This window comes from Flindersiella endophytica (assembly GCF_054779015.1).
In genome coordinates, this window is record NZ_BAAGYY010000024.1 from 151,087 (window position 1) to 176,312 (window position 25,226).

The 25,226-nt window shown below is 69.1% G+C and carries 19 protein-coding genes and 1 pseudogene; 8 read left to right on the forward strand and 12 right to left on the reverse strand.

The genetic code is table 11. The features are described from left to right. The first annotated feature begins 8 nt into the window (after positions 1 to 8). Positions 9 to 722, forward strand: coding sequence for a protein phosphatase 2C domain-containing protein (locus ACYVF6_RS28535; protein WP_460525684.1), 714 nt, complete (start codon positions 9 to 11; stop codon positions 720 to 722). On the opposite strand, the gene ACYVF6_RS28540 is transcribed toward ACYVF6_RS28535, so the two are convergent. From ACYVF6_RS28540 to ACYVF6_RS28560, 5 genes are all read right to left on the reverse strand, one after another. Further along, positions 698 to 1,105, reverse strand: a complete 408-nt coding sequence (locus ACYVF6_RS28540; RefSeq protein ID WP_460525685.1) for a hypothetical protein — start codon at positions 1,103 to 1,105, stop codon at positions 698 to 700. The genes ACYVF6_RS28535 and ACYVF6_RS28540 overlap by 25 nt on opposite strands. Then, entirely contained in the window at positions 1,098 to 1,463 is a 366-nt protein-coding gene (locus ACYVF6_RS28545; protein ID WP_460525686.1) for a hypothetical protein, read from the reverse strand. Before ACYVF6_RS28545 ends, ACYVF6_RS28540 begins: the two co-directional genes overlap by 8 nt. After that, positions 1,460 to 1,690 (reverse strand): hypothetical protein, encoded by a 231-nt coding sequence (locus ACYVF6_RS28550; RefSeq protein WP_460525687.1) that lies wholly within the window; start codon positions 1,688 to 1,690, stop codon positions 1,460 to 1,462. Before ACYVF6_RS28550 ends, ACYVF6_RS28545 begins: the two co-directional genes overlap by 4 nt. A 109-nt stretch (positions 1,691 to 1,799) precedes the next feature. After that, a complete protein-coding gene (locus ACYVF6_RS28555; RefSeq protein ID WP_460525688.1) occupies positions 1,800 to 3,053 on the reverse strand; it encodes a transglutaminase-like domain-containing protein in 1,254 nt (417 codons plus the stop codon). Between the two features lie 12 nt (positions 3,054 to 3,065). Then, complete coding sequence (locus ACYVF6_RS28560; protein ID WP_460525690.1) at positions 3,066 to 4,310, reverse strand: transglutaminase domain-containing protein; 1,245 nt, start codon at positions 4,308 to 4,310, stop codon at positions 3,066 to 3,068. 59 nt (positions 4,311 to 4,369) lie between these two features. Between ACYVF6_RS28560 and ACYVF6_RS28565 the strand changes: the two genes are divergently transcribed. The 5 genes and pseudogenes from ACYVF6_RS28565 (at position 4,370) to ACYVF6_RS28585 (ending at position 12,455) form a co-directional block, all read left to right on the forward strand. Beyond that, entirely contained in the window at positions 4,370 to 4,942 is a 573-nt protein-coding gene (locus ACYVF6_RS28565) for a winged helix-turn-helix domain-containing protein (protein ID WP_460525691.1), read from the forward strand. Positions 4,943 to 5,141: 199 nt separating this feature from the next. Continuing rightward, positions 5,142 to 7,643, forward strand: coding sequence for a valine--tRNA ligase (gene valS, locus ACYVF6_RS28570; protein WP_460525692.1), 2,502 nt, complete (start codon positions 5,142 to 5,144; stop codon positions 7,641 to 7,643). A 169-nt stretch (positions 7,644 to 7,812) separates the two neighbouring features. After that, positions 7,813 to 7,959, forward strand: a pseudogene (locus ACYVF6_RS28575) (hypothetical protein); the annotation flags it as partial. Between the two features lie 351 nt (positions 7,960 to 8,310). After that, the gene (locus tag ACYVF6_RS28580; protein WP_460526580.1) at positions 8,311 to 11,220 is read left to right on the forward strand and encodes an AAA family ATPase; all 2,910 of its coding nucleotides are present in this window, start codon (positions 8,311 to 8,313) and stop codon (positions 11,218 to 11,220) included. Then, positions 11,217 to 12,455 carry an McrC family protein gene (locus ACYVF6_RS28585; protein ID WP_460525693.1) on the forward strand — a complete coding sequence of 413 codons (1,239 nt, stop codon included), beginning with the start codon at positions 11,217 to 11,219 and terminating at the stop codon, positions 12,453 to 12,455. Before ACYVF6_RS28580 ends, ACYVF6_RS28585 begins: the two co-directional genes overlap by 4 nt. Here ACYVF6_RS28585 and ACYVF6_RS28590 read toward each other — a convergent pair. From ACYVF6_RS28590 to ACYVF6_RS28620, 7 genes are all read right to left on the reverse strand, one after another. After that, positions 12,426 to 15,488, reverse strand: a complete 3,063-nt coding sequence (locus ACYVF6_RS28590; RefSeq protein WP_460525694.1) for an endo-1,4-beta-xylanase — start codon at positions 15,486 to 15,488, stop codon at positions 12,426 to 12,428. The two genes, ACYVF6_RS28585 and ACYVF6_RS28590, sit on opposite strands and share 30 nt — an antisense overlap. 138 nt (positions 15,489 to 15,626) lie before the next feature. Continuing rightward, on the reverse strand, positions 15,627 to 16,478 hold the full coding sequence (locus ACYVF6_RS28595; RefSeq protein ID WP_460525695.1) for a PhzF family phenazine biosynthesis protein: 852 nt from the start codon (positions 16,476 to 16,478) through the stop codon (positions 15,627 to 15,629). Positions 16,479 to 16,499: 21 nt separating this feature from the next. Next, positions 16,500 to 19,022, reverse strand: a complete 2,523-nt coding sequence (locus tag ACYVF6_RS28600; protein ID WP_460525696.1) for a tetratricopeptide repeat protein — start codon at positions 19,020 to 19,022, stop codon at positions 16,500 to 16,502. Positions 19,023 to 19,126: 104 nt separating this feature from the next. Continuing rightward, the gene (locus tag ACYVF6_RS28605; protein WP_460525697.1) at positions 19,127 to 19,531 is read right to left on the reverse strand and encodes a VOC family protein; all 405 of its coding nucleotides are present in this window, start codon (positions 19,529 to 19,531) and stop codon (positions 19,127 to 19,129) included. Between the two features lie 92 nt (positions 19,532 to 19,623). Continuing rightward, complete coding sequence (locus ACYVF6_RS28610; protein WP_460525698.1) at positions 19,624 to 20,298, reverse strand: response regulator transcription factor; 675 nt, start codon at positions 20,296 to 20,298, stop codon at positions 19,624 to 19,626. Next, a complete protein-coding gene (locus ACYVF6_RS28615) occupies positions 20,295 to 21,614 on the reverse strand; it encodes a sensor histidine kinase (protein WP_460525699.1) in 1,320 nt (439 codons plus the stop codon). The genes ACYVF6_RS28610 and ACYVF6_RS28615 overlap by 4 nt, the downstream gene beginning before the upstream one ends. Positions 21,615 to 21,704: 90 nt before the next feature. Continuing rightward, positions 21,705 to 22,799, reverse strand: a complete 1,095-nt coding sequence (locus ACYVF6_RS28620) for a pectate lyase family protein (RefSeq protein ID WP_460525700.1) — start codon at positions 22,797 to 22,799, stop codon at positions 21,705 to 21,707. Between the two features lie 106 nt (positions 22,800 to 22,905). Between ACYVF6_RS28620 and ACYVF6_RS28625 the strand changes: the two genes are divergently transcribed. Both ACYVF6_RS28625 and ACYVF6_RS28630 read left to right on the forward strand, forming a co-directional pair. Further along, positions 22,906 to 23,751: a DUF6807 domain-containing protein gene (locus ACYVF6_RS28625; RefSeq protein ID WP_460525702.1), complete on the forward strand. Its 846-nt coding sequence runs from the start codon at positions 22,906 to 22,908 to the stop codon at positions 23,749 to 23,751. A 153-nt stretch (positions 23,752 to 23,904) separates the two neighbouring features. Continuing rightward, on the forward strand, positions 23,905 to 25,167 hold the full coding sequence (locus ACYVF6_RS28630) for an ROK family protein (protein WP_460525703.1): 1,263 nt from the start codon (positions 23,905 to 23,907) through the stop codon (positions 25,165 to 25,167). The last annotated feature ends 59 nt before the right edge of the window (positions 25,168 to 25,226 follow it).

Sequence of the window (25,226 nt, forward strand, 5' to 3'; positions counted from 1 at the left end):
GCGTGGCGATGGCGACCAGGCCCGGCACCGCCGGGCGGGAGAACGAGGACTTCGTGGCCGCCCTACCCGGTGCCGTCGTCCTGCTCGACGGCGCCGGTATCCGCGGTGCGGAGGCGCTCTGCCGGCACGGCACGGCGTGGTACACCCACCGGCTCGGCGGCGCGTTGGTCGGCCGGCTGTCCCGTGGCGACGGCCTGCCATTGGCCGACCTGCTGGCCGGAGCCATCTCCGAGGTGACCGACGCCCATCGCGACACCTGCGACGTGGAAGACCCCAGCAGCCCGCAAGCGACGGTCGCGCTGTTCCGGATCGACGGCGAACGAGCGGACTATCTCGTGCTGTCTGACTCGTTCGTCGTCTTCGAGCCGACCGGCGCCGCTCCGGAAGTCGTCACCGATCACCGCGAGGTCGACCTGCGCCGACGCGTCCAGACCCTCCCGAGGCCCGAGGCCATCAAGGTGTTCCGCGCGAACCGCAACCGTCCGGGCGGCTACTTCATCGCGAAAGACGACCCGCGCGTAGCAGCCGAAGCGGTCACCGGTAGCCGGCCGCTCGAGGGCCTGGCGGCCGTGGCGTTGCTCAGCAACGGCGTCGCCAACAGCGCCACCGACTGGCCCGGCCTGCTGGTGCTGCTCGACGAGGTGGGGCCTGCCGAAGTGATCCGCCGGTTTCAGGCGGACGACGACGCGACGATCGCCTACTGCTCCGAGGTGGCCGGCTGAGCTGCTCGGGTGCGGCGCAACCAGAGCAGGCCCACGATCGGGAGCACGAGCGGCACGAAGCCGTACCCGATGCCGTAGGTCGACCACACCGTCGCGTCCGGGAACTCCGCGGGCCAGACCAGGCTCAGCGTCCCGATCAGCAGGACGCCCGCCAGTTCGATGCTGACCGTTACCAGTGCGAGCCGGCGGGCGTTCCGCGCGAACGCGATCGTCGCGACGATGTAGACGGCCGCCGAGAACGCCGACAGCAGGTACGCCACCGGCGCTTCGTGGAACTGCGTCGCGAGCTGGAAGCCGGCCCGCGCGCTGGCGGCCAGCGCGAACACGCCGTAGACGAGTACGACGACGCGGCCGGGGCCTGTGCTCGTGGAGCGTTCAGCCACCGACCAGTCCCCAGGTGTCGAACAGCCGGTAGGTCACGACCACCTGCACGAGGTAGGCGATCCCGAGCACGACCGCGCCCCACTTCGTACGTTCGGCGATCATCCAGAACACGGCGAGCGGTAGGATCAGCACGGACGTGATCAGGTAGCCGACGAACGTGCCCGGCTCGGCCGCCTGCGCGGGTCCGGCCAGCTTGACGATCCCGATCACCAGCTGTACGAGCAGCCCGACCTCGGCGAGAAGCGCGAGGTAGAAGTTGATGGTGCCGGGCGCGCGCTGGGCGACGGCCGTACCGAACGCGAACAGCGCGAACGCCAAGCACGCCAGGATCAGGCCGGTTGCCAGTGCTGCGATCACTCGGGCAGCTTAATGCCGGTCTCGAACAGCGCCACCGCGACGTCCACGAGGTCGGGCCGCCGGTCGGCGAGCTGTTGGATGCGCGCGAGGACCAGCCGGGTGTGCAGGTGATCGAGGGCCTGGTCGATCGCCGCGACGTCGGCATCGCTCAGGTGCGGACTTCGGCGTATCAACCGGCTCAGCTCCGCCTCGATGATCCGTCGGCCCTGCCCCTTGACTCTCGCCATCGCCAACGCGGCTGACCCAGCCGAGCCCGCAACCATCAGCCCTCCAGCTTCGCCTACTACGACAAGTAGAAATACTACGTGAAGTAGTACACCTTGCCCAGCTTGTCGGTCAAGGCCCTTGGGGGGTACTTGGACGCACGCGATAAGCCACGGTTCCGGCCGGGTTCTCGCCATAGTCCGTAACGATCGAGACGGTCGCTTCGTGGCCACCCGCCATGAGATCGAGGCACCACTCCGGGTCTCCTGTGGCCAGCTCCGTCCTCCGGCCACAGCAGGCGACGACGAAGCCGCGGGCGTACGGATGCGTTGTGCCGAACGTCAGCGCGGGCGCCTCGCGCGTGCCGGTGACGCTGACCCAGGTGTCGGACAGCCTGGGGTACGCGTCCTCGGGCTTGGCGACCAGCCGGTCGGTGCCGAGCAGGAAGCGCTCCTGGAAGATCGGGCTGAACGGACCGCCCATCCAGTTGGCACCGGTCGTCGAGATCGCAGCGAAGTACGTCCACCAGAACTCGCTCGCCTGCTCGCTCAGCGGATCGGCCAGACAGACCAACTCCGGCCGCCGGCCGCCTGCCGAGAAGATTCCGTGGAGCTCGTGTGTGCTGAGCGGGCGGCCGGCTTCAGCGCGCCAGTAGGCCCCGTTCTGCCCGTCGAGCAGCACCCAGGAGTCGAGGTCGTCGATCCAGGCTTCCGCAACCGAGTGCGCCCGCCCGACGCCGAAGTAGTGGTCGCGCTGGAACAGGCCGACGCGGCGGGCCGGAATGCCGAGTGCGTTCAGGCCCTGCGCGAGAACGACGGCGTACTCGTCGCAGGCGAACCGCGAGCCGCCGTCGACGCGATCCAGGATCTCCAGCGCGTCTGGAGCCACGTGGTCGTTCGCGTGCTTCCACCGCTGCGCGACCCATCGCAACAGGTCGCGAGCCGTCTCCCAGGCGCCCGGCCCGGGCTCAGGCAGGCGTTTCCGCAACTCCGCTTCGCGAACCGGCCCACCGTCGATCCGACAGAGCTCGACCTGGAGGGACGGAGGTGGCGCCGGCCAGGCCAGCAGCTCGATCGGCGGTGGTGGGACGTTCGCCCGCATCCGTTCCAGCAGCGCCGGCCAGTCGGCGTGGGTGTCGAAGCTGCGTTCCAGGTCGCCTTCGAAGAACTCGGGCTGGCTGAAGCCGGCGTCGATCGCCTCGCGCAGGAAGCGGATCGCATCCGGCTGTCCGGCCCGGTGCGCAGCGATCGCCGCGGCGGGAGCCCACACATGCGGCCACTGCTGTGTGTCCTCCCGCAGCTCTGGCACGAGGTCGAGCAGGCCGCGGGCGTAGTCGTCGTTCAGCAGTCGTTCGGCCCGCAGCCGCAGCCCGGTCAGCTCCTCCATCCGGATGTCCTCTCAACGCGCGACGTAGGTGATCCGGCCCGCGTCGTACTCGCCGTAGTTCGTGACCAGCTTGATCTCCGCGACCTGCTCGCCCGGCGTGAGGTCGACCGGCCACTGAGCCTCGGTGCGCGGCAGCACGGTGCGCTGCCCCCTGCATTCGACCTCGAATCCCTTGGCGTACGGGTGAATCGTGTCCAGCGTGACCGCGGGCGCCTCCGGCGTACCGGCGAAGCCGATCGAGACCTGGCCGAGCTCGGGGTAGGCCTGCGCGTCGTCGCGGAGGAGGCGGTCGGTCGTCATCAGCAGGGCGTTCTCGAAGTGGGGTACGAAGGTCCGGTCCGCGACCAGGACGCCGGTCGGCGCGATGCCGGCGAAGTACGACCACCACTCGTCCATGTCGTCCTCGCCGAACTCCTTGGCCGAACCGACCAGCCGCGGCCGCGGCTCTCCGGCGAGAAACCGCTGGTGCAGCTCGCGTACCCCCAGGGCTTCGTCGGTGTTGCCGTCGGTCCAGATCGCGCCGTTCTGGCCGTCGAGCAGTACCCAGCGGCCGAGCTCGTCGATCCACGCCTCGGAGACGCGGTGCCCCTTGCCGATGCCGACGTGGTGGTGGGCGCCGTAGAGGCTCACACCGCGCGCCGGGATGCCCGCCGCGTTGAGCGCGTGGGACAGCACGATGGTGAACTCCACGCACGCGAAGCGCTCGCCGCTCCCCACCCGGTCGAGGATCTCGACCGCGTCGGCCTGGTAGGCGTGGTTGCCTCCGGTGTGCTCCCAGCTGCCCTGCGCCCAGTGCAGCAGGCCGACCGCCGTCTCCCAGGCTGTGGACTTCGGCTCGGGCAGGCGCTCGCGGAGCAGAGCCTCTCGCTCGGGCGCGGCGCGCATCAGCTTCGGCGACAGGCTCGGCACCGGGTCCGGCCAGTCGAGCAGCTCGAGCTTCGGCGGCGGAACGCTGTCGCGCATCAGCTTCAGCAGGCCCGGCCAGCGCGGGTCGGAGCCGAACCAGCGTTCCAGCCGGAACGACTCGGGCTGGTGGAACCCGTCGGCCGCCGCAGCCTGAAGCACCTCCCACGCAACGTCGGCCTGACCGCTGCGGAGGTAGGCGAGTGCCAGCGCCGGCGCCCAGGCGGGCGCCCACCAGAACGTGTCGCGTTCGAGCCGCGGCCGCAGCTCGATCAGCTCCTTGTCACCGTCGGCCTCGAGCCGGGCCAGATCGATCGCGCGGACCCGCAGCTCGTTGACATCGCCGTCCTCCATCGACTTCCCCTTGTCTGGAACGATATACAAGAAACGTTATACATCTATACTGAATTGCGATGTCAAGCCCCAAGAAGCGTTACGTCACCGACCCGGCAGCGCTGAAGGCACTCGCTCACCCGCTGCGGATGCGGCTCTACCACGTCCTGACCGTCGACGGTCCGGCGACGGCTTCGCTGCTGTCCAAGCGGCTGGAGGAGCCGGTCGGGCTGCTGTCGTACCACCTCACCCAGCTGGCCCGGTTCGACTTCATCGTCGAGGTGCCGGAGCTCGCCAAGGACGGGCGCGAGCGCTGGTGGCAGGCGACCGGCTCGTTCTCCTGGCGGCGCGCCGACTTCGCCGGCGATCCGGCGGGTCTGGCCGCGGCGGAGGCAGCTTCCGATGTCTTCCTCGGCCAGCTCGTCGACCGCATGCAGAACTTCCGGGCGGAGCGGGACAGCCTGCCCGAGGAGTGGGCCGATGCCGCACTGGCCAGCAACAACTGGTTCAAGCTCACCCCCGGCGAGCTGCGCGAGCTGACAGCGGACCTCAACCGCGTCTTCGGCAAGTGGAAGCTCCGCGCAGCTCCCGACGACGGGCGCGAGCGCGGCGACGTCTTCGCGTTCTTCTGGGCCGGGCCCAGCCGGCCCTGATCGCAAGCCGGTGGCGCGGCGCCGCGGGATTGGCCTATCATCGTCGCGATGACTACCTACGGTTTGGGCTGCGCAGGCAGCGCGCGGGCACGAGTACCCGCGCGCCTTTGAGCGCTCTCCGCCCCTGACCGTGTCCTTTTCGCGTACACCCGGCTGAACCGAGCCGTGTGCGCTCGTCACCACCTACAGGTGAGTCATCATGATCGATATCCCTGACAAGCCGAGCCTGGACGGGCTCGAGGAACGCTGGTCGCGCCGCTGGGAAGAGCGCGGCACCTACCGGTTCGACCGCACGGCGACCCGCGACCAGGTGTTCTCCATCGACACTCCCCCACCCACCGCGTCCGGCAACCTGCATGTCGGGAGCGTGTTCTCCTACACCCACACCGACCTCGTCGCGCGGTTCCGGCGGATGCGTGGACACGAGGTCTTCTATCCGATGGGGTGGGACGACAACGGTCTACCCACCGAGCGGCGCGTGCAGAACTACTACGGCGTGCGCTGCGACCCGTCGGTGCCGTACGACCCGGCGTTCCAGCCGCCGGACAGGCCTGGAAAACAACAGATTCCGATCTCGCGGCGCAACTTCACAGAGCTGTGCGAGCAGCTGACAGCAGAGGACGAGAAGTCTTTCGAGGAGCTCTGGCGCCGGCTCGGGCTCTCCGTCGACTGGTCGCTGCTGTACACGACGATCGGCGAGGTCTCACGAGCGGTGTCGCAGCGGGCGTTCCTGCGCAACCTCGCGCGCGGCGAGGCCTACCAGGCCGAGGCGCCGACGATGTGGGACGTCACGTTCCAGACGGCGGTCGCGCAAGCCGAGATGGAGGATCACGAACGGCCAGGTGCGTACTACCGGTTGGCGTTCCACGTCGGCGCCGATGATCTGTCCATCGACACGACGCGGCCGGAGCTGCTGCCGGCGTGCGTGGCGCTGGTGGCGCACCCGGACGACTCGCGCTACCAGGCGTTGGTCGGCAAGACCGCGCGGACACCCCTGTTCGGGGTGGAGATCCCGATCCTCGCGCACCAGCTCGCCGATCCCGGCAAGGGCAGCGGCATCGCGATGATCTGTACGTTCGGCGACATCACCGACGTGACGTGGTGGCGAGAGCTCGCCCTGCCCACCCGTACCGTCATCGGCCGTGACGGGCGGTTCCTGCTCGAGCCACCGGCCGGCGTGCCCGAGTCGGCGTACGACGAGCTCGCCGGACTGACCGTCAAGCAGGCGCGGCGGCGGGTGGAAGAGCTGTTGCGGGCGTCCGGCGAACTGCTCGGTGAGCCGCGGGAAATCACGCATCCGGTGAAGTTCTACGAGAAGGGCGACCTGCCGCTCGAGATCGTGTCCAGCCGGCAGTGGTACATTCGCAACGGCGGCCGGGACGCTGACTTGCGGCAGGGGCTGCTCGCCCGCGGCCGCGACATCACGTGGGTGCCGGAGTTCATGCGGCATCGTTACGAGCACTGGGCCAACGGCCTCACCGGCGACTGGCTGATCAGCCGGCAGCGCTACTTCGGCGTGCCCTTCCCGGTGTGGTATCCCCTGTCCGCGTCGGGCGAGCCCGACCACTCGCGCCCGCTGCTGCCGTCCGAGGACGAGTTGCCGATCGACCCTGCGTCCGACGTGCCTTCCGGGTACACCGAGGACCAGCGCGGCAAGCCGGACGGCTTCATCGGCGACCCGGACATCATGGACACGTGGGCCACGTCATCGCTCACGCCCCAGATCGCCTGCGGCTGGGAACGCGACCCGGATCTGTTCGCACGGACGTTCCCGATGGACATGCAGGCACAAGCACACGACATCATCCGCACCTGGTTGTTCACCAGGGTGCTGCGCGCACACTACGAACACGACAGCCTGCCCTGGCGGGTGTGCGCGATCTCCGGTTTCGTGGTGGATCCGGACCGGAAGAAGATGGGCAAGTCGACCGGCAACGCGACGACGCCGATGGCCGTGCTCTCCCAGTTCGGGTCCGACGCGGTGCGCTGGCGCGCGGCAGGTGCGCGGCCGGGGATGGACTCCCCGTTCGACGAAACCCAGATGAAGATCGGCCGGCGGCTGGCGATCAAGATCCTGAACGCCAGCAAGTTCGCCCTGTCGTTCGGCGGCGCCGACCTGTCCGCTGCCGACGTGACCGAACCACTCGACCTGTCCCTGCTCGCGCAGCTGTCGTCGGTGATCACGCAGGCAACGTCGTCGTTCGAGGCATTCGACTACACGAGCGCGCTGGAGGCGACGGAGAAACTCTTCTGGTCCTTCTGCGACGACTATCTCGAGCTGGTGAAGGATCGCGCCTACGCAGGATCCTCGTCCGCCAAGGCGACGTTGACGGTGGCCCTGTCCGCGTTGCTGCGGCTGTTTGCGCCGATCATGCCGTACGTGACGGAAGAGGTCTGGTCCTGGTGGCACGACGACTCCATCCACCGTGCGCCCTGGCCAACGGCGGACGAGCTCCCTTCCGGCGGGGACCCTGAGATCCTGTCAACCGTGAGCGCGGCGCTGTCGTCCATCCGCGGCGCCAAGTCCGACCGCAAACTCTCCATGCGCGCCGAGCTGGAACGCGTGGAAATCAGCGGCCCCGAGGCCGAGATCGCCCAACTGGAGCAGGCCAAAGCCGACCTCTCCGCCGCCGGCCGGATCGCGGAGTTCGTCCTGCGCTCGGATCCCGCGCAGGAGTCCCTCACCATCGTCGTCGCCTGATCGAACGTGGGTGAGCTGCACCCTCCAGCCTGCAGCTCACCCACCATCCGGGTGCCACCCGCCGAGCCGGCAACCCACCCAAGTCCCTGTTTCGCCGGATAGAGGTGACGCAGTTGTGCGAGGGTGGGGGTACGAGGCGAGCGAGGCCGGCAGGCCTCGGAGGATGGGTATGGATCAGGACCTGGCACCGCGATTGGCGGGGTTCAGCGAGGCAGCTCCCTTTACGGGCGACACTGTGAGTTCAGCTCCGGCTGCTCCAGGTGTACACGTTGTGATCGACGGCGAAGGTGAACTGGTATATGTCGGACAGACCAGTCAGCTGCGCCAACGCCTTCGCCAGCATCTGAGCGGAGACCGGCTGGCTTCCGTCCTGCACCAGCAGGTTGGCGAGCAACTCGACACCGCCGGCCACGTGGCCACCGCGGAGGAGATCCGGGCCTGGCTGGCCGCCTGCACCGTGCGCTGGCAGACGACCGACGATCCACCGGCGCTGAAGGCGCAACTCGTAGCCATCCTCCGGCCGAGGTTCAACCGAGCCGTCGAGCAACCGCCCACCGGAGTCTGGTGGGTGAATCAAGGGAAGTCGTTTGCCGAGGAAAGCGCTACCGGGGTCGTTTTCGCAGGCAGCGCCGGTGCCCAAGTGGCCCACCACACGAACGTGGCACGGATGACGCCCGGCGACGTCGTACTGCACTACCGCCACGGAGTGATCCTTGCCTTGGGCGAGGTGGTCTCCGGTGGTTCCCCGGGCGACGTCGAACGGACCTATGGTCCAGCCTCCGAACGCGACAGAGGCTGGTTGACGAGGGTCGAATACTTCCCGCTCGACGACGGAATCCCGCTGGTCGAGTTGCCGCCCCGCGATGGCGGCGAAGGGCCGTTCAACCTCCACGGCAAGCCGAAGATGGGCTACCTGTTCCCGATCGACACGGGCTACGCGGCGCAGGTACGCGAGCGCTTCGCCGACCGCTGGCCGGCCGGCTCGCCTTGGGCCGCGGGCGAGCGACGGTACTGGATGTTCCAGTGCAACCCGAAGCAGTACGACCTCTTCGAGCACCTGCCGCAGCTGCCGCCAGGCACGAACGACAGTTGGGTGGTCACCCGGTATCGCGACGAGATGCGCCCAGGTGACGGCGTCGTTCTCTGGCAGTCCGGCGCCCGCGCCGGCATCTATGCGTTGGCACGCCTCACCGGCACGCCCCGCTTGGCGCCGACCGCCGACTTCCGCCCGGAGACGGTAGGCGCGGAGGAGCATCGGGTCGACCTGCGGATCGAGCGGCATGTTCTGCCGCCGATCACCCGAGACCAGGCGCGAACAGATCCCGTTCTGGCTGGATTGGACGTCCTGCTCCGGCCCTGGCATGGAACGGACTTCGCGGTCACCCGGGACCAATGGCGTGCGATCCTGTCCATCGCACCGCTGGAGCCTGAGCCGGCCCGCACCGGCCGATGGGACGACCTCGTCCGTTGGGCGCGGCGGTTCGCCGAGTCGATCGACTTCGATGCCGAGGAACGCCAGTACAAGCTTCGGATCGCCGAGAAGGTCACGGCGGCCGCCAATTCCGTACGTTCGAACGAGCCGGAGTGGCCCCAGCTTCTGCGGCAAGCGTTCGGCTCGCCCAACAACCTCACGACGTTCTACGCCCACGGCCCGCTGCTCAACTGGGTGGACGCGAACCAGGAGGACGCACGGCAGGCTCTCCTCGCGTTGTGGGACGAACAGCGGGAAGCCGCCGACGCCGTCGCAGCCTTCTGTGCGGCCCTTCCGGCTGAGGTGTCCGGGGCTGGCACGCAGACCAACCTGGCGTCCTATCTCGCCGTGGCCCGGGGTGCGGAGCACCATCCCATCTATCGCGCGACACCGTTCGCGAAGGCGTACCAGCTCGCCGAATGGCCGCAGGGTTCGAATCCGAGCCCTGGTGAGAGATACGGCGAAGCCCTGGAGTTCCTCGACGCCTTCGCGGCCGCTTGCCGGGCAGGCGGGGTCGAGCGGATGCGCGACCGGCTGGACGCGCAGGGCGTGTTGTGGCGGCTGATGTCGGGTGCAGCACCCGACGGCTGGTCCCCACGCGAGATCGAGATGTACGAGCGGTTCATGAGAGGGCAGGAAGTGGACCAGCTGGCTGACCTGGTTGAGGCGTTCCGCAAAGAGGTCGACTATCCCGTTAACGGCAGGGAGGAACGCGCTCGCGAGCGGGCCGAACTGGCTGCCGCGCTGACGCTCACGGCACTCGACGAACCAGCCCTTCCTCTACTGCGCAGGCTCGCCGGACCTGCCTACGGTTCGCCAGGTTCCCAGCCAGGGTTCAACCGATTGCTTCAGTCCGAGGAGACAACCGCGCGGCTGATGTCGACGTTGCGACACCTTCTCCACGGCCCGGGCGAGGTCGAGCAGCGGCTCGACGACTGTCTCGGCGGTGACTACAAGTTGCCTGGCGTGGGCGAGGCGATGCTCGTCAAGGCGCTCGCTGTGGCCGACCCCCAACGGTGGATTCCTTGCTACGTGACAGCCGGCAAGGTCGGCAAGCTGCAGATCCTCGAGCTGCTCGGTGAGGAGCCGCCGACCGGTCTCACCCCGGGCGGGCTGGCTGCCGCCTGCAACGACCAGATCCGTTCGCGTCTCGAGCCGTATCTGCCCGATGACCCATGGGGCGTCCAAGAGTTCACCTGGTGGCGGCTGCGCCGGCGCGTTCCGGAAGCCACTCTGAAGACACTTGCGGAAGAGCTCTATCTCACGGAGGACTTCCTCAACCAGACTCTTCGACTGCTCGACGACAAGGGCCAGGTCGTCTTCTACGGCCCGCCAGGCACCGGCAAGACCTACGTCGCGCGCAAGTTGGCCGGCCACATCGCGCGCGGAGGCGGCACGGTCGAGAAGGTCCAGTTCCATCCGTCCTACGCCTATGAGGACTTCGTCGAGGGCTACCGCCCGAGGCTTGCCGAGGAGAGCGGCCAGGTGACCTACGAAGTCGTCGACGGCCCGCTCAAGCGGATCGCGGCGACGGCACAGGAGCGGCCGGACGTCACCCACGTCTTGTTGATCGACGAGCTGAACCGCGCGAACGTGGCGAAGGTTCTCGGCGAGCTGCTCTTCCTGATGGAGTACCGCGACGAGGAGATCCGTCTGCAGTACTCCGATGTCTCGTTCGCGCTCCCGAAGAACCTGCGAATCATCGCCACCATGAACACGGCGGACAGATCCATCGCGCTCGTCGACACCGCCCTGCGGCGCCGCTTCCACTTCGTCGAGTTCTTCCCCGACAAGCCGCCCATCAACGACGTGCTCCGGCGCTGGCTCGCCGATCATCACCGGGACCTGCAGTGGGTCGCGGACGTAGTGGATCGCGCAAACAAGGAGCTCGACGACCGGCATGTGGCCATCGGCCCGAGCCACTTCATGAAACCGGCGCTGGACGAAGACTCCGTGGCGATGGCCTGGAACCACTCGGTCATGCCGTTTCTCGAGGAACACTTCTTCTCCAACCCGGACGAGCTCGACCGGTTCAAGCTCGATGTGCTTCGCAAGCCTTCAGCCCAGCCGGCGGCCGTCGAAGAGACGGACCCTTCCGAGTCATGACCCGCGAACTCGTGCTCACGGAGTACGTGCCGTCCGAGCCGTTTCCGCTCACGACCGTCGAGCGCGACGTCTTGCGAGATCTGGTGCCCGACCTGACAGTGCAGCCGTGCCCGTCGAGCACCGACACGTACACCCTGACGAGCGGTTCGAGCGTCGGCGTCGTCAGTGTGGGCGATCTGACCGTCGAGCTACGGCCGAAGGTCGGCATCGCGCCCGTGCTCTTCCTGGTCTCGTACGCACTGGATCCTCGTGGTTGGCGTCCGTCGAGTGCGCAGGTCGAGCAGGCCGCCGGCCTTGCCGAGGCGATCGTTCCGCTCTTCGCGACAACGGTGGAGGTGGCCTTACGCCGCGGGCTCCTCCACGACTACCGCAACTTCGCCGACACCTTGCCCACGGTGCGAGGGCGGATTCGGATCGCCGACCAGATGCGCGCTCGGACTGGGCTCGCGCTGCCGGTCGAGGTCGCCTACGACGACTTCACACCCGACATCCTCGAGAACCAGCTGCTGCGGTCCGCTGTCGACACCCTCGGCCGGCTGCGCCTTCGCCACCCGAGTTCGCGTGCTCGGCTGGCCGGCCTGCACCAGCAGCTGAACGGCATCAGCACCGTCGTGCCGGACGGGCGCGACGTGCCGGAGCCACGATGGACGCGCCTGAACGAGCACTACCGGCCCGCCGTCTCCTTGGCCCGGATGATCCTTGCCGGCATCGGTGTCGAGGCACGCTCGGGCAGCCAAGCCGCGAGTGCGTTTCTCATCGACATGAACGACGTCTTCGAACAGTTCGTCCGCACTGCGCTCCGGGAACAGCTTCGGCTCGATCAAAGCGCCTTCCCCTCGGGTAAGTCGGTACGTCGAACCTGGCTGGACGTCGAACGGACCGTACGCCTCGAGCCGGACCTGTCATGGTGGGCCGGGAGGCGCTGCCTGTTCGTCGGCGACTGCAAGTACAAGCGCATGAACACAAGCGCCCCCAACGACGACATCTATCAGCTGCTCGCCTACATGACGGCACTCGACATGTCCGACGGAATGTTGTTGTACGCCTCGGCACTGGGCACACCGCCTGTCGTCACCATCGGCCGAACCGGGCAGCGGATCCACCTGCGGGTCGTCGACGTCACACAAGCACCCGCCGACGTCCTGGCCCACGTAGGTGCGATCGCCGAACACGTCCAGCTGATGGCCAGGCGCCATCAGCGTGAGCTACTTCAGCTGGAGCACTCCCCAGTGTGAGGTGTCGACGAAGGAACGGCCGGTGCCGTCGTACCAGGTCCGGGCGGCTGTGCGGGTGCCAGCCGTTGCGTCGTTGACTTGGAGGTCGAAGCCGAGCAGGGAGTTGCGCGGCTTCGGGGTTTCGAACGCGATCGACGCCTCGACGATGTAGCCCGTCGGCGTGGTGCGGGTCGCGCTCACCAGGTTGTCGGCGATCAGGGGCTGGGTGAAACGGTTGCCGGTGATCGTCTGGTGGTTGGTGAACGAGATCCGGTACTGGCCGTCGTCGTCGATGTAGCCGGAGTCCTTGGTGTTGTCCGGGTCGAGGAAGATTTCGATCGAGTCCTGTTCGTAGGTGTTCGGGCTGGACTCGTCCAGCACTGGGTCGGTCACCTCCGCCAGGACGTACAGGTGGTCCGAGTCCCAGAGGAGGCGGGCGGTGGCCGTTGCTCCGCCGTTGCCCGACACCTGCACACCGGTTGCCACGCGCGGCGCACGGGCCCAGGCCGGCTCGGCGACGCCGTCGACGACCGGTGTGGCGCGCGAGGCGTCCGTACGGGCGACCGGGTTCGCGAGCTGCACCGAGCTCCAGTTACCATCCGCCACCACACCACTCCCAGCACCGTCGCGGAAGCGGATGTCGAACGGCAGAACGCGATCCACCGCCCCAGTCGACGCCAACGGGATTGCCGCCTCGACGCGATAGCCGCTCGCGAGCGACGACGTACGCGCCCGTACGCCCGACGTGCACGTGCCGGATCGGCCGATCCGATACGGAGTTCCGTCGACGACGACCTCCAAAGCATCCGAGGCGTTCCGGACCGGATCACGTACGTCCGCGAGGACGTAGAGCCACCGCGAATCCCAACGCAGCTTGAAGGTTCCGGACACCACGCCCGGCGAGTACACCGACGCCCCCGGCAGCAGGTCCCACTCCAGCTCCGGACGCCCGTCGACAACAGGCGAGCCCTTCGGCACGGACATCCGAAGATCCAGCGCAGGCAGGTGCGCCGGATCGACCACGCCCCAGTACGCGGGTTTCGCCTGCAGGTCCTCGTCGAACAGCAGCGGCCAGTCCAGCCGCGGGAACGGGAAGCTCCGCAACCACGTCCCGCCGTCCGACATCCCCCAGATCGTCACCGTCGTCAGCGCCGAGCGATACCGCCGGAACAGGTCGAACAGGTCTCGATAGCGATATCCCTGCTCCGCAAGCGTTTCGGCCGACACCGCAGGCGAAGACTCCACGAAGTTCGTGTACGCGCTGATGTCCAGCTCCGTCACCTGTTGCTCCACCCCCAGCGAGGCAAACAAGCGGAACGTCGCCTCGACCTCGGCCACACTCTGCCGGTCGCTGTTGATGTGCAGCTGGTGTCCCACGCCATCGATCGGCACGCCCGCGGCACGCAGCCGCGCGACCACCGAATACAGCGCCTGTCGTTTACGCGGAGCCTCGGTGCCGTAGTCGTTGATGTACAACTTGGCGCCGGGTGCGACCTCCCGCGCGACCCGGAACGCCGTACGCAGGTAGTCGTCCCCGGCGATCTCGTACCACCGGCTGCGGCGCAACCCGTCCGGCTGCGACTCGTCGATCACCTCGTTCGCGACGTCCCACGCGTAGATCTGGCCGGCATACCGGCCGGCGACCGCACGAACGTGGTTCTCCACCCGCGCCAGCAGCAACGCCTTGTCCGCGGGGCTGTTGGTGAGCTCGCGGCCCGACGCGTCCTGGAAGACCCACGCCGGTGTCTGGCTGTGCCAGATCAACGTGTGCCCGCGCAACGCAAGACCGTTGGATGCAGCGAACGACGCCACCTGATCCGCGTCGGTGAACCGGAACTCCCCCTCGGCCGGCTCGGTCGCGTCCCACTTCATCGCGTTGCCGGGCGTGACGGAGTTGAAGTGCTTGACGGCCAGCTCGCTCGCCACACCAACCGTGTCGCTCGGTGAGATCGCCGTGCCGATCCGGAAGTCGTCGGCGAAAACGTCTCTCAGCGAAGGGATGTCGGTCTGGATCGGCTTCGGCCGGATGTACTCACGCGTGAAGTCGTCCAGGTAGAACGACGCCGTGCCGCTCGCGGTCTCGACGTAGACGGCGAAGAAGTCCACGTCGACCGCGAGCGTGTACGTCGCGGTCAGCCGTACCCAGGCGGCGTCGGTCACGCCGGGCGCGGACGCGAGCGTCTGGTAGCTCGGCGTTCCGGCCGTACGACGTTCCAGGCTCAGCCGGAGGTCGGCCGGCGCCTCGCCGGGCGCGAGCTTCACCCATGCCGTGAACGCGTACTTCTTGCCCTTCGTCGTACGCCCGAGCAGGTTCAGCGTCGGACCGGCGTACGGCTGGGTGCGGTTCGTCGTCAGCAGGCTCGCCTGCCCGCTGTGCGCGTCGGCCGTGGTGACGGTCAGCGTCTCGGAGCTGATCCGCGGCGCCCAGCCCTGCAGGCTGCCGGACTCGAAGTCGCCGGAGATCGGCGCCTCGTCCGGCGGGCCCTCGGGCGGGTTCGCGGTGAGCGTGACCGTCACGTCGTCGAGGTCGTACGCAGCGGTGGCGCTCTCGCTCTCGACGTACAGCTGGAGCTCGGTCGACTCGCTCGGCACGACGTACTCGCCGAACAGCCTGGTCCAGCCGCCGGCGGTCGCCGACCCGGAGGCTATGCGGTCGAACGCGGTCGTACCGCCGGCCGGCGTGCGCTGCATGGTGAGGAAGACGGGCGTGTCGGCCTCGCCGGCGCCGAGCCGGACGTAGGCCTCGACGGTGTAGGTCGCGCGGGTCACCAGCCGGTCGGCGAGCTGGACGCCCGGGCCCTGCCAGGTGTCCGCTCGGCCGGTGGTTCGGAGGCCGTGCGTACCGCTGCGGGCCGCGTCCGGGCTGGCCGCGACCGTCGCGGCACCGCGGGCGAACCAGCCCTGTGCGGTGCCGTCGTCGAACGAGTAGCCGGCGACGGCCTCGGGTGGAGCGGCCTGTCCGGCCGCGATCGGTATGAACAACGAAACGGCGACGAGGCCGAACAAGGCGACGACGGCGGCGGCGGCGAACCGGAAGCGACGGCGGAAGCGCATGGTCTTCTTCCCAGACGACAGAAGCGGAACGGACCTCCGTCGAGTGATCCGCCCATCGCTCGCGGGAGCGCTCCCATCATGGCCGAACGCGAGCCCACTTGTCAGCGAGATCGCGGAGTTCGGCCTTGTGTGGGCTGGCTAGACCGTCAGCCGTCCGGACGCGACCGGAACCACTTGCCCGGCAACAGTGGTGCGCACGACCGCACCGGCCGCGGTCGTCACCGTGCAGCTCAGCACCGACGGCCGACCCATCTCGGCGCCCTGTGAGATGACGTACGGCGTCTCGGCGTCGGCAGGCACCTGACCGCTCGCGGCGAGCCAGACACCCAGCCCGACCGCCGCCGAGCCCGTCGCCGGGTCCTCGAGCACGCCCACGCCTGGCCCGAACAACCGGCCGTGCACCTTGCCGGTCGCGGCGTTCCAGGAGAAGACGTAGACCTTGTCGATGCCGTGCGCCCGCGCGGCCGCGAGGTCGAGGCTGGCCCGGCCGACCGCCTCGTCGGAGACCGGCAGGAACGTGTGGTCGAGCCCGGCACCGGCCGTCCGCGCGGGCAGCCCGACCAGATCCGCCTCGCTGAGGCCGGCCGTGGCGAGCAGAGCCTTGGGATCCAGCTCCTCGCCGACCGTGGGCACCCCACCGGTCAGCGTCGCCAGGTCACCGTCGATCGTGATCGGCAGCAGCCCGGCACCACACTCCTGAACGACATCGCCCTGCCCGATCCGCCCGAGCCGCGCCAGCGTGACAGCGGTGCCCACGCTCGGATGCCCGGCGAACGGCAGCTCGCGCGCGGGCGTGAAGATACGTACGCGATAGTCGGCATCGCTCGTGGGCGGCAGCACGAACGCGGTCTCGGAAAGATTGAACTCCCTCGCGATCGCCGCGAGCTGCGCATCCCCCAACCCTTCAGCCTCGAGCACGACCGCCAGCGGATTGCCGGCGAAGGCCCGGTCGGTGAACACGTCAACGATCTCGTACGCGTACGTCGCCATGCCCCCGACCATATCCGCCAGTCACCCCGAATCCAGCCGGGACAACGCTTCGGCGCAACGACCCGCTCGCTCGGTCAGCTCCATCGCTGCGTACTGGCTTAGCGCGTTGCGGTAGGCCTCCCGGGCCGCGCCCGATGCGCCCATCTCCTCGGCTAGCTGGGCCCAGCCGAACCAGGCATGGGCCTGTCCGAACAAGTCACCGGCCTCCTCGTACAGGACGATCGCAGATCGATATTCCTCCGCCGCCTCGGCCAAGCCGCCCAACGAACGATGGAACTCGGCCAATCCTTCGAACGTGTTCGCCTTGCCACGGGAGTCTCCGACCTCCTCGTAGAGGTCCTGCGCCTTTCGATACCGCTCGGCGGACGCCGCGTAGTCTCCGGTGCACTGGGCGATGCCGGCCCGTCCCCGCAGGATGTCGGCCTCGCCGAGGCGTTCGCCGATCTCGCCGTAGAGCCTCTCCGAGCGGTCGTACAGTTCGGTGGCCTGCTGAAGCCGGCCACTCGCTCTGGCTATCTCGGCGGATCCTCGCAAGGCGTTCGCTTCGCCGAAGCGGTCGCCGGCAGACGCGAACAAGGCCGCCGATTCCGCGAACATCTCGGCCGCCGCCTCGTGCCGTTCCCGGCACCGGTCGACTTCGGCCTGCCCGCGCAGTGCTCTCGCGATGCTCTGCGGATCATCGATCTCGACGGCCAGGTCGTAGGATCGCCTGAACAGGTCGATCGCCGCGGAGAATCGGCCCAGGACTCTCAGCACCTCCGCCTGTCCCCACAGCGCGTACGCGTGTGCAAGCTTGTCCTGCCGCCTCTCCGAGACCCGCTCTATCGTGGCCAGAACCGCTTGCGCTGCGGGGAGCCGGCCGTTCAGCCAAAGCCAGTAGGCCGATTCCTTGGCGAAGGTGAAAGCGTCGGACCAGGCCGACTCGATCGCGGCCTTGGCGACCGCCTCCAGCTCCGACGCCGCGGCCTCCAGCCAAGCGACGGCTGCTTTCGAACCACCGAAGATGTGAGCCGAACGGAACGCGGGCGCGTCACCTCCGAGGATTCCGCGTTCTTCCCTCGCCGCCCAGAGCCGTTCGTTCAGACTGCGAAACAGCCGCTCCATGACCCCGGCGCGAACGGCAGCGTCATGCCGCGCGGCGAGGTCGCGGAGGTATGCCAGCAGCAGGTCGTGGAACTCGAACCGTTCGCCGGCTGTGCGGAGCAGGAGGTTGGCTGTCGTCAGGCGAGTCAGCTCGACCATCGCGAATGCCGGCGGAACGTCCCACAGTGCGGCTGCCGAGGCGGCGTCGAAATCCGGACCGGGATGGATCGCGAGCCACCGCAGCCGCTGCCGCGACGTATTCCCCAGGGCCTCATAGGAAACGGTGAGGGCGGCGTGTACGGCACGTTCCACCTCGTCCAAATGTTCAAGCGGGTTCGCGGCCGAACGCATCACCTGGACCAGATCGCTCGGGGTCATGCTGTTCAGCAGCGGGCCGATCGCGCGCAACGCGAGTGGCAGCCAGCCGCAGATGCGCGCTATCTCGGCCAGCTCCACCTCGTCGGTACGACCGGAAAGCTTCTGGAGCAGGGCCACCGAGTCCGCTTCGGAGAGCAGGTCGAGTCGCAGCCTGTGGTCGACCTCCAACTCAGGCAGGGATTCACGGCTGGTGACCAGGACGAGACAGCCGGGCGCCTCGCCCGGAAGCAGCGGCGCCACCTGCCCTGCGGATCGGGCGTTGTCGATGACCAGCAGCACCGAATGCGACGCGAGCCATCCCCTCCAACGTTCGCTCTTTCCCGTCAGGCTGGACGGAATCGACGTGGCAGGGAAGCCGGCAAGCCGCAGCAGGTCGGCAAGTGCGTCGTCCGGTCGCCGAGGCTCCTGGCCGGGAGTGAAGCCATGGAGGTCGATCTCGTACGTCGCGTCGCGGAACCGCTTTCGCACACTGGCTGCGAACCTTCGAGCCAATGCTGTCTTCCCTACTCCACCCATTCCGTGGACGGCGGTGACCAGAAGCGTGCTCGCCACGTCGGCGATCGCGAGCAACTGGCGAAGCTCGTGATCGCGGCCGACCATCGTTCGGGGCGGTCGCTCGAGCGTGTTCTGCACGGCACTGGATCCTGCCTCCGCCCGCTGCGTGACCTCGGCGAGGAGCAGCTTCTCCGGGAGGCTCGCCCGCTCGACGGCCACCGTACGGACCGCTCGCTCGAAGCCCGCGACGACCAGTGCGACGAGGACGTCGAAGTCGAGTCCGAGCTGATCGAGCAACTCGCCGGCGGTCTCTCGTGAGCGGTCCGGGCGATCGAAAACGAAGTCTCGCAGCGGCAGGAGCTGAGCCTCGAACGCGATCCGCAGCTCGCCGCCGTGATCCAGCTGGCCTTGAAGCTGGTCCTTGATCGCTTCGGTCAGCCGATCGCCGCGCCATCCGGGTGGGAACTCGGACCGGATCTCGATTGTCGCCGCCGTGAGGATGTACTCCGAGTCGCTCGCCTTGAGCGCGTCCGTGCCGCGATCGAGCAGCTTGCCGATGGCCCAGCCGATAAAGATGTCCGCGACCATGCTCGCTCCTGCGGCTCACGTCCCGGACAACCAGCCTACGCAACGCGGACGACGCTCGCTCCGGGCACCGTGATGGCGGGAGCGAGCGTCGCAAGCTGCGGGGGCTATGCCGGAACGGCGCTCATGTCCATGTAGACGACCTCCCACAGGTGGCCGTCGAGGTCGTTGAAGCTGCGGCCGTACATGAAGCCCTGGTCGTTGGCCTCGTTGGCCTCCGACCCGCCCGACGCCAGCGCCGCGTCGGCGATTTCGTCGACGCGCGCGCGGGTCTCGACGCCGAGGGCGACGATCGCCTCGGTGGTCTTGGTCGCGTCCGCGACCTCCTTCTTGGTGAACGTCTTGAAGAACGGCTCGGCCAGAAGCATCACGACGATGTCCTCTCCCACAACCATGCTGGCAGCGTTCTCGTCGCTGAAGGTGGCGTCGAAGCCGAAGCCCAGCTTGGTGAAGAAGTCGACGGAAGCGTTGAGGTCCTTGACCGGCAGGTTCACAAAGATCTTGGTGGACATCAGTGATGCCTTTCAGCTCATCAGTTTGTCGAGGTCGCCAGTTAGACAGCTGACCGAGGCAAAACTCATCGCCGGCGGCAGGTAAAAAGTCATCAGGACGGCGTGATGAACCCCGACTCGTACGCCGCGATCACCGCTTGGGTGCGATCGCGCGCCGACAGCTTCGCCAGCACGTTGCCCACGTGGGTCTTCACGGTCTCGAGCGAGACGACCAGGTGGCTCGCGATCTCCGCGTTCGACAGGCCGCGCGCCATCAGGCGGAGCACCTCGGCCTCGCGCTCGGTGAGCCGGCGCGCGAGGTCCTCGCGCACAGGCGACCGAAAGCGGTCCGGCGAGGCTGAGCGGCGCGCCGCCAGGTCCCGGATCGCGGCCGGGAACAGCAGCGAGTCGCCCCGGGCGACGACGCGGATCGCGTGCACCAGCGTGTCCGGCGACGCCCGCTTCAGCAGGAAGCCGCTCGCGCCCGAACGCAGGGCCTCGTAGACGTAGTCGTCGTTCTCGAACGTCGTCAGCACGACGATCTTCGGTGCCGGGCCGTCAGACTCGAGTACGCGCCGCGTGGCCTGCAGGCCGTCGAGCGCCGGCATCCGTACGTCCATCAGCACCACGTCGGGTACGAGCGAACGGATCGTCGTGACCGCGGCCGCGCCGTCGGACGCCTCGCCGACGACCGACAGGTCCGGCTCGGCGTCGATGATCGCGCGGAGGCCGGCGCGAATCAGGTCCTCGTCGTCGACCAGGACGACCCTGGTCTGCGCGCAGTTCACAGGCGTACCGCCGACGCACGCAACGGCAGGCTGACGTGCAGCCGCCAGCTGTCGGTGCCGGCCTCCGCCGGGCCCGCGTCCAGCTCACCACGCAGCATGCGGACCCGCTCGGCCATCCCGCGCAGCCCGCGCCCGCCACCGGGCCGGGAAGACGACGGCGACGGCGACCGACCGCCGCCGCCCGAGCCGTCCAGACTGCTTACGGAGTTCGACATCTCCACCTCCAGACGGTCGTCGGCGACCGCCAACCGAAGATTGACGACGACCCTGGCGCCGGCCACGCCGCCCGCGACCGGCCCGCCGTGCCGCAGCGCGTTGGTCAGGCCTTCCTGGATGATCCGGTACGCCTCGCGGGACACGGTACGCGGCACGTGCGCGATCTCGCCGTCGACGACATACTCCACGTCGAGTCCGGTCGACTCCACCAGCTCCGGCAGCGCCGCCAGCGTGAGCTCCGGGCTGTCTGCCGGAAGAATGTCCTCGCGCAGCAGGCCGAGTACGTAGTCGAGGTCCTCCAGCGCGCCCCGGGCCGACTCCTCGATCGCGCCGAGCGCGCGGCGGGCGAAGGCCGGGTCGGCGTCCAGCACGCGTCCCGCCGCCGCGGCCTGCACGGTGACGACCGAGAGCGCGTGGCCCACGGAGTCGTGCAGCTCGCGGGCGAGCCGGTTGCGTTCGGCGAGCTCGGCCGACCGGCGTTCGGCCGCCGCGAGCCGGTCGCCAGGCGTCGGCCCGAGCAGGGCCGACGCGAGGTAGCCGAGCAGCGCCCCGGTGCCGGCGGCGACGTAGGCCAGCGCGGGCAGGATCGCGAGCCCGATCGGGATCGTCCACACCAGCGACCAGCCCGGCGCACCCGGCGGCCGGTCGGGGTTCAGCCAGTCGCCGGTGAACGGATAGCTGCACAGCCAGGCCGCGAACGGCGCCATCGCCAGCGTGAGCCCGCTGACGATACCGCCGACACCGAGGAACGCGGTGAACCACAGCGCCGTCCGCCAGCGCTGCGGCCACGTACGGGCGTCGGACTCAGAAGCCTCCAGCCGGACGCCGAGCAGCGCGCGCGACAGGCTGATGGCGACCACGCGGATCGGCAGCACCAGCCCGGTGAGCGCGATGACCGGCAACACGGCGAGGAACACCGCCGGGTCGATCACCACCAGCAGGCCGCTCCCGTTCGCGTCCTGCCAGCTGCGAAAGACCAGCTCGCCGGCCATCATGTACGGCATCAGCAGCGCACCGCCGACGATGAGCCCCGCCCACCGCCGGTAGGTGAGCCGGGCCCGCAGCGGGCTCAGCAGCCGGGCAACCCAACGAACAACCACAGCACCGATCCTGACAGCTCGCCCCGGTGTGGACCTCCCACCCAGGGGTGAACTACCCCGAACCGGGAGTGCGCGCCCTCGCCTGGGCGATCAGACGCCGAGGTTGGACTGCGGGCCGGCGTACGTACGCAGCAGGTCGGGCACCGCGCTGGCCGGGTCGAGGGTGTAGGAGTAGTAGCTCGACGGGTTGAAGGCGCTGCCCTTCTGCCGCACCTTGCCGTCGCGCCAGCTGCTGTTGACGACGACGTTGCCGCGCTGCACGAGTTCGCCGGCCTCGACGTAGTACGGGTCGCGCACGGTGTCGTAGTAGCTGTTCTCGATGACGGCCTTGGTCAGGCCGCGCACGTAGTTTCCGTACCCCGTGATGTTCTGCAGGTAGTTGTTGTACATGTGGCACAGCGCGATGTTGTCCGCGCTCGGGTTGCGCGAGTTGGTGTTCTGGAACCAGTTGTGGTGCAGGGTCATCCGCGCGGTCACGTTGCTCGTCCAGCCGATGCCGAACGTCTTGTTGTTCTCGACCAGGTGGTTCCACGAGACGGTGAGGTACGTCGTGTCCTTGCGGCTGTCGATCAGGCCGTCGTTCATCCGCTGCAGGCGGTTGTGGTCGATCCAGATGTGGTCGGCCGTGTCGAGCTGGATCGCGTCGTAGTCGTACGCGTCGTCGCCCGGGTCGTCGTCGGGCATGCGGGTGTCGCAGATCGTCAGGTTGCGGATGATCACGTTGTGCACGCCGACGTTGAGGAAGAAGCCGCCGCCCACGATCTGGCCGCTGGTGCCGACGCCGACGATCGTCTTGTCGGACGCGACGCGCAACTCTGTGCCCTTCGGGCTGATGTTGATCGTGCCGGCGATGCGGATGATGTAGGGCGCGGACGCGGTGACGTACTGGTTGAGCTGGGCCTGGGTGGTGACCGTGACGGTCTGTCCACCCGCGCCGCCGGTCGTGGGGCCGCGGCCCAGGCCGGACTGGGCCGCGAAGCCGTCGGGCGTGTTGGGCCAGGTCCGCAGTGGGGTGACGGCGTCCTGTGACGTGGTGGCGGGTGCGGCGTTGCTGGCCGCCGGTGTCGCGAGCAGAGCGGTCGCGGCCAGCAGGGCGGACGCGGCTGCCATGGCGGCGGCCCGGCGGGTGCGGGTGCAGGTGCTGGTGCTGGTGCTGGTGCTGCGTACGAGCGGGACCGATCTCATCGACCTTGCTCCTCTCGGTAGCTACCGGCCGGCACCTCGTTTCGGGACTCTAGGTAGCCGAGCGATTAGAGTCAATGGCTTTCCCTAATTCGACTACGCTTTGGGCATGGCGGCTGTGCTGCGGCTTCTGGGACGGGAGGTGGCCCGGTACGTCTGGGCGCCCTCGCTGCCGGTGGCCAGCGCGCCTCGGCCGTACCTCCATCCCGTACGCACGCTCGCCGGCCACGTCGTCACCGACGCGCGGCCGGACTCGCACCAGCACCAGCTCGGGATCAGCATCGCGCTGCCCGACGTCGGCGGGTACAACTTCTGGGGCGGCCGGACCTACGTCGCCGGTCACGGGCCGGCCTGGCTCGACAACCACGGGATCCAGCGGCACGAGCGCTGGCTGTCCTCGTCCGAGACTGGTTGCGAGCACGCACTCAGCTGGGTCGGCGCGCATGACGGCGTTGAGCTGCTGCGGGAACGGCGTTCGATCAGCGCGCGGCTGGTGGCCGGTGCGGAGGCGTGGATACTCGACCTCTCGACGTCGCTGACCAACGCGACCGGGCAGGCGCTGGCCTTGCGTACACCGGCGGCGTCGGGACGGGCGGGCGCCGGGTACGGCGGCTACTTCTGGCGCGGCCCAGCCATCTCCGGCAACGTCCGGCTGCTCAGCCCGCAGGGGACATCGGTGGGTGCGGTGCATGGTGTGGCGGCGCCGTGGCTCGCGGTGTCGCCCGGCACGGGCGAGTGGACGATGCTGCTCGTACCCGGCGACTCGGCGACCGCACAGGACCGTTGGTTCGTCCGGGCGCGGGACTACCTCGGCGTCGGGCTCTCGCCGTGCTGGGACCGCCCGCTCGTACTCGCGCCGGCCGAGACGCTTTCGCGAAGACTGCTCGCCATCGTCGCCGACGGCGCGCTCCCGGCCGCAGCCGCCGAAAAGCTCGCGGCGGAGGCGACGCCATGAACCCACTCGCGGAGACTGCTGATCGTCGTCGCCGACGGGTTGTCGGCCGCAGCCGCCGAAGCGTTCGCAGCCGCAGCGCCACGAACCCACCGAGCCACCCAGCGACCCGCGCAGGCTGCCCGCCGCGGCCGAAGAGGTCGCGGTGAGGGTGCCATGAACCCACCGATCCGGCCGAGCCGACCCCGCGAGCCCGCCGAGCCAGCGCGGCAGCAGAGCCTGCGGGCCCGCAACCTCGAGCTGGTCTTCGGGCACATCCTGGCTGCCGGTCAGCCGATCTCGCGTACAGAGCTGGTCGCGGCCACCGGCCTGACCCGGCCGACGATCACGCGGATCGTCGAGGAGTTGCTGGCGGGGCGCCTGGTCGGCGAGGCCGGGCTGACGCATGACGGGCGGGCCGGGCGGCCGCGGGTTGGGCTGACGCTGTCTCGTACCGGACCGGCCGGGCTCGGCCTCGACATCCGCGCCGACGGGCTGGCCGCGTGCGTCGTCGACCTCACTGGCGCGGTCCGGCATCTGGCGTTCGCGCCGTACGCGGACCTGGACGACGCGGCGGGTGTACTGGCCGCCGTGGCGCGAATGGCCCATGCGGCGGTCGCCGTCGGCAGCGACGAAGGGCTCGGCGTGGTCACCGCGACGCTCGCCGTCCCCGGACCGGTCGACGGTGGTGTGGTCCGGTCGGCGCCGGCCCTCGGCTGGCACGACGTCGACGCTGGCAGCCTCCTGCGCGAGCACCTCGCCCGGCCCGTCGCGGTCGGCAACGAGGCCGGCCTCGCGGCGCTCGGCGAGCTGTACGCCAGCGACAACACACTGGACAGCTTCGTCTACGTCTCCGGCGGGTTGGGCATCGGTGCCGGCATCGTCTTGTCCGGGCAGCTCCTACGTGGCCAACGCGGCTGGAGCGGCGAGCTCGGCCACGTCCCCGTCTCTCCCGGCGACGGCCGGCCGTGCGACTGCGGCGCCCGCGGCTGCCTGCAGGCCTACGCCGGCCTCCCCGCGATCCTCGGCGACCAGCCGTCGCCGGCCGGCACCACACCGGAGGCCGCCATCAGCGCCCGCGCCGAATCCGGCGACCCGGCGACGCTCGCAGCCTTGGAGACGGCCGGCACCGCGCTGGGGATCGCGCTGGCGGGCGCGCTGAATGTACTCGACGTCGGCACGGTGCTGCTGGGTGGCAGCTTCGCGCTGCTGTCGTCGTGGCTCCTCCCCCACCTGACCCCCGAGATCGAACGACGTGTGCTCACGGCCTGCTGGGCGCCGGTGACCGTCCGCCCGGCCATGCTCGGCCCCGACGCGGCAGTGATCGGCGCCGCCCTCACCTCGATCGACCAGATCCGCCGGCACCCCGCCACCTGGCTGGCCGCCACCGACACCACCGACACCACCGACCCGGCGGCCAGCAACGCCCGACCGCCTTAAGGGGCGACGCTGTCGCTGACCTTGTGACCGGCTCAGCTCATGGCGCGGCGGCAGCGATC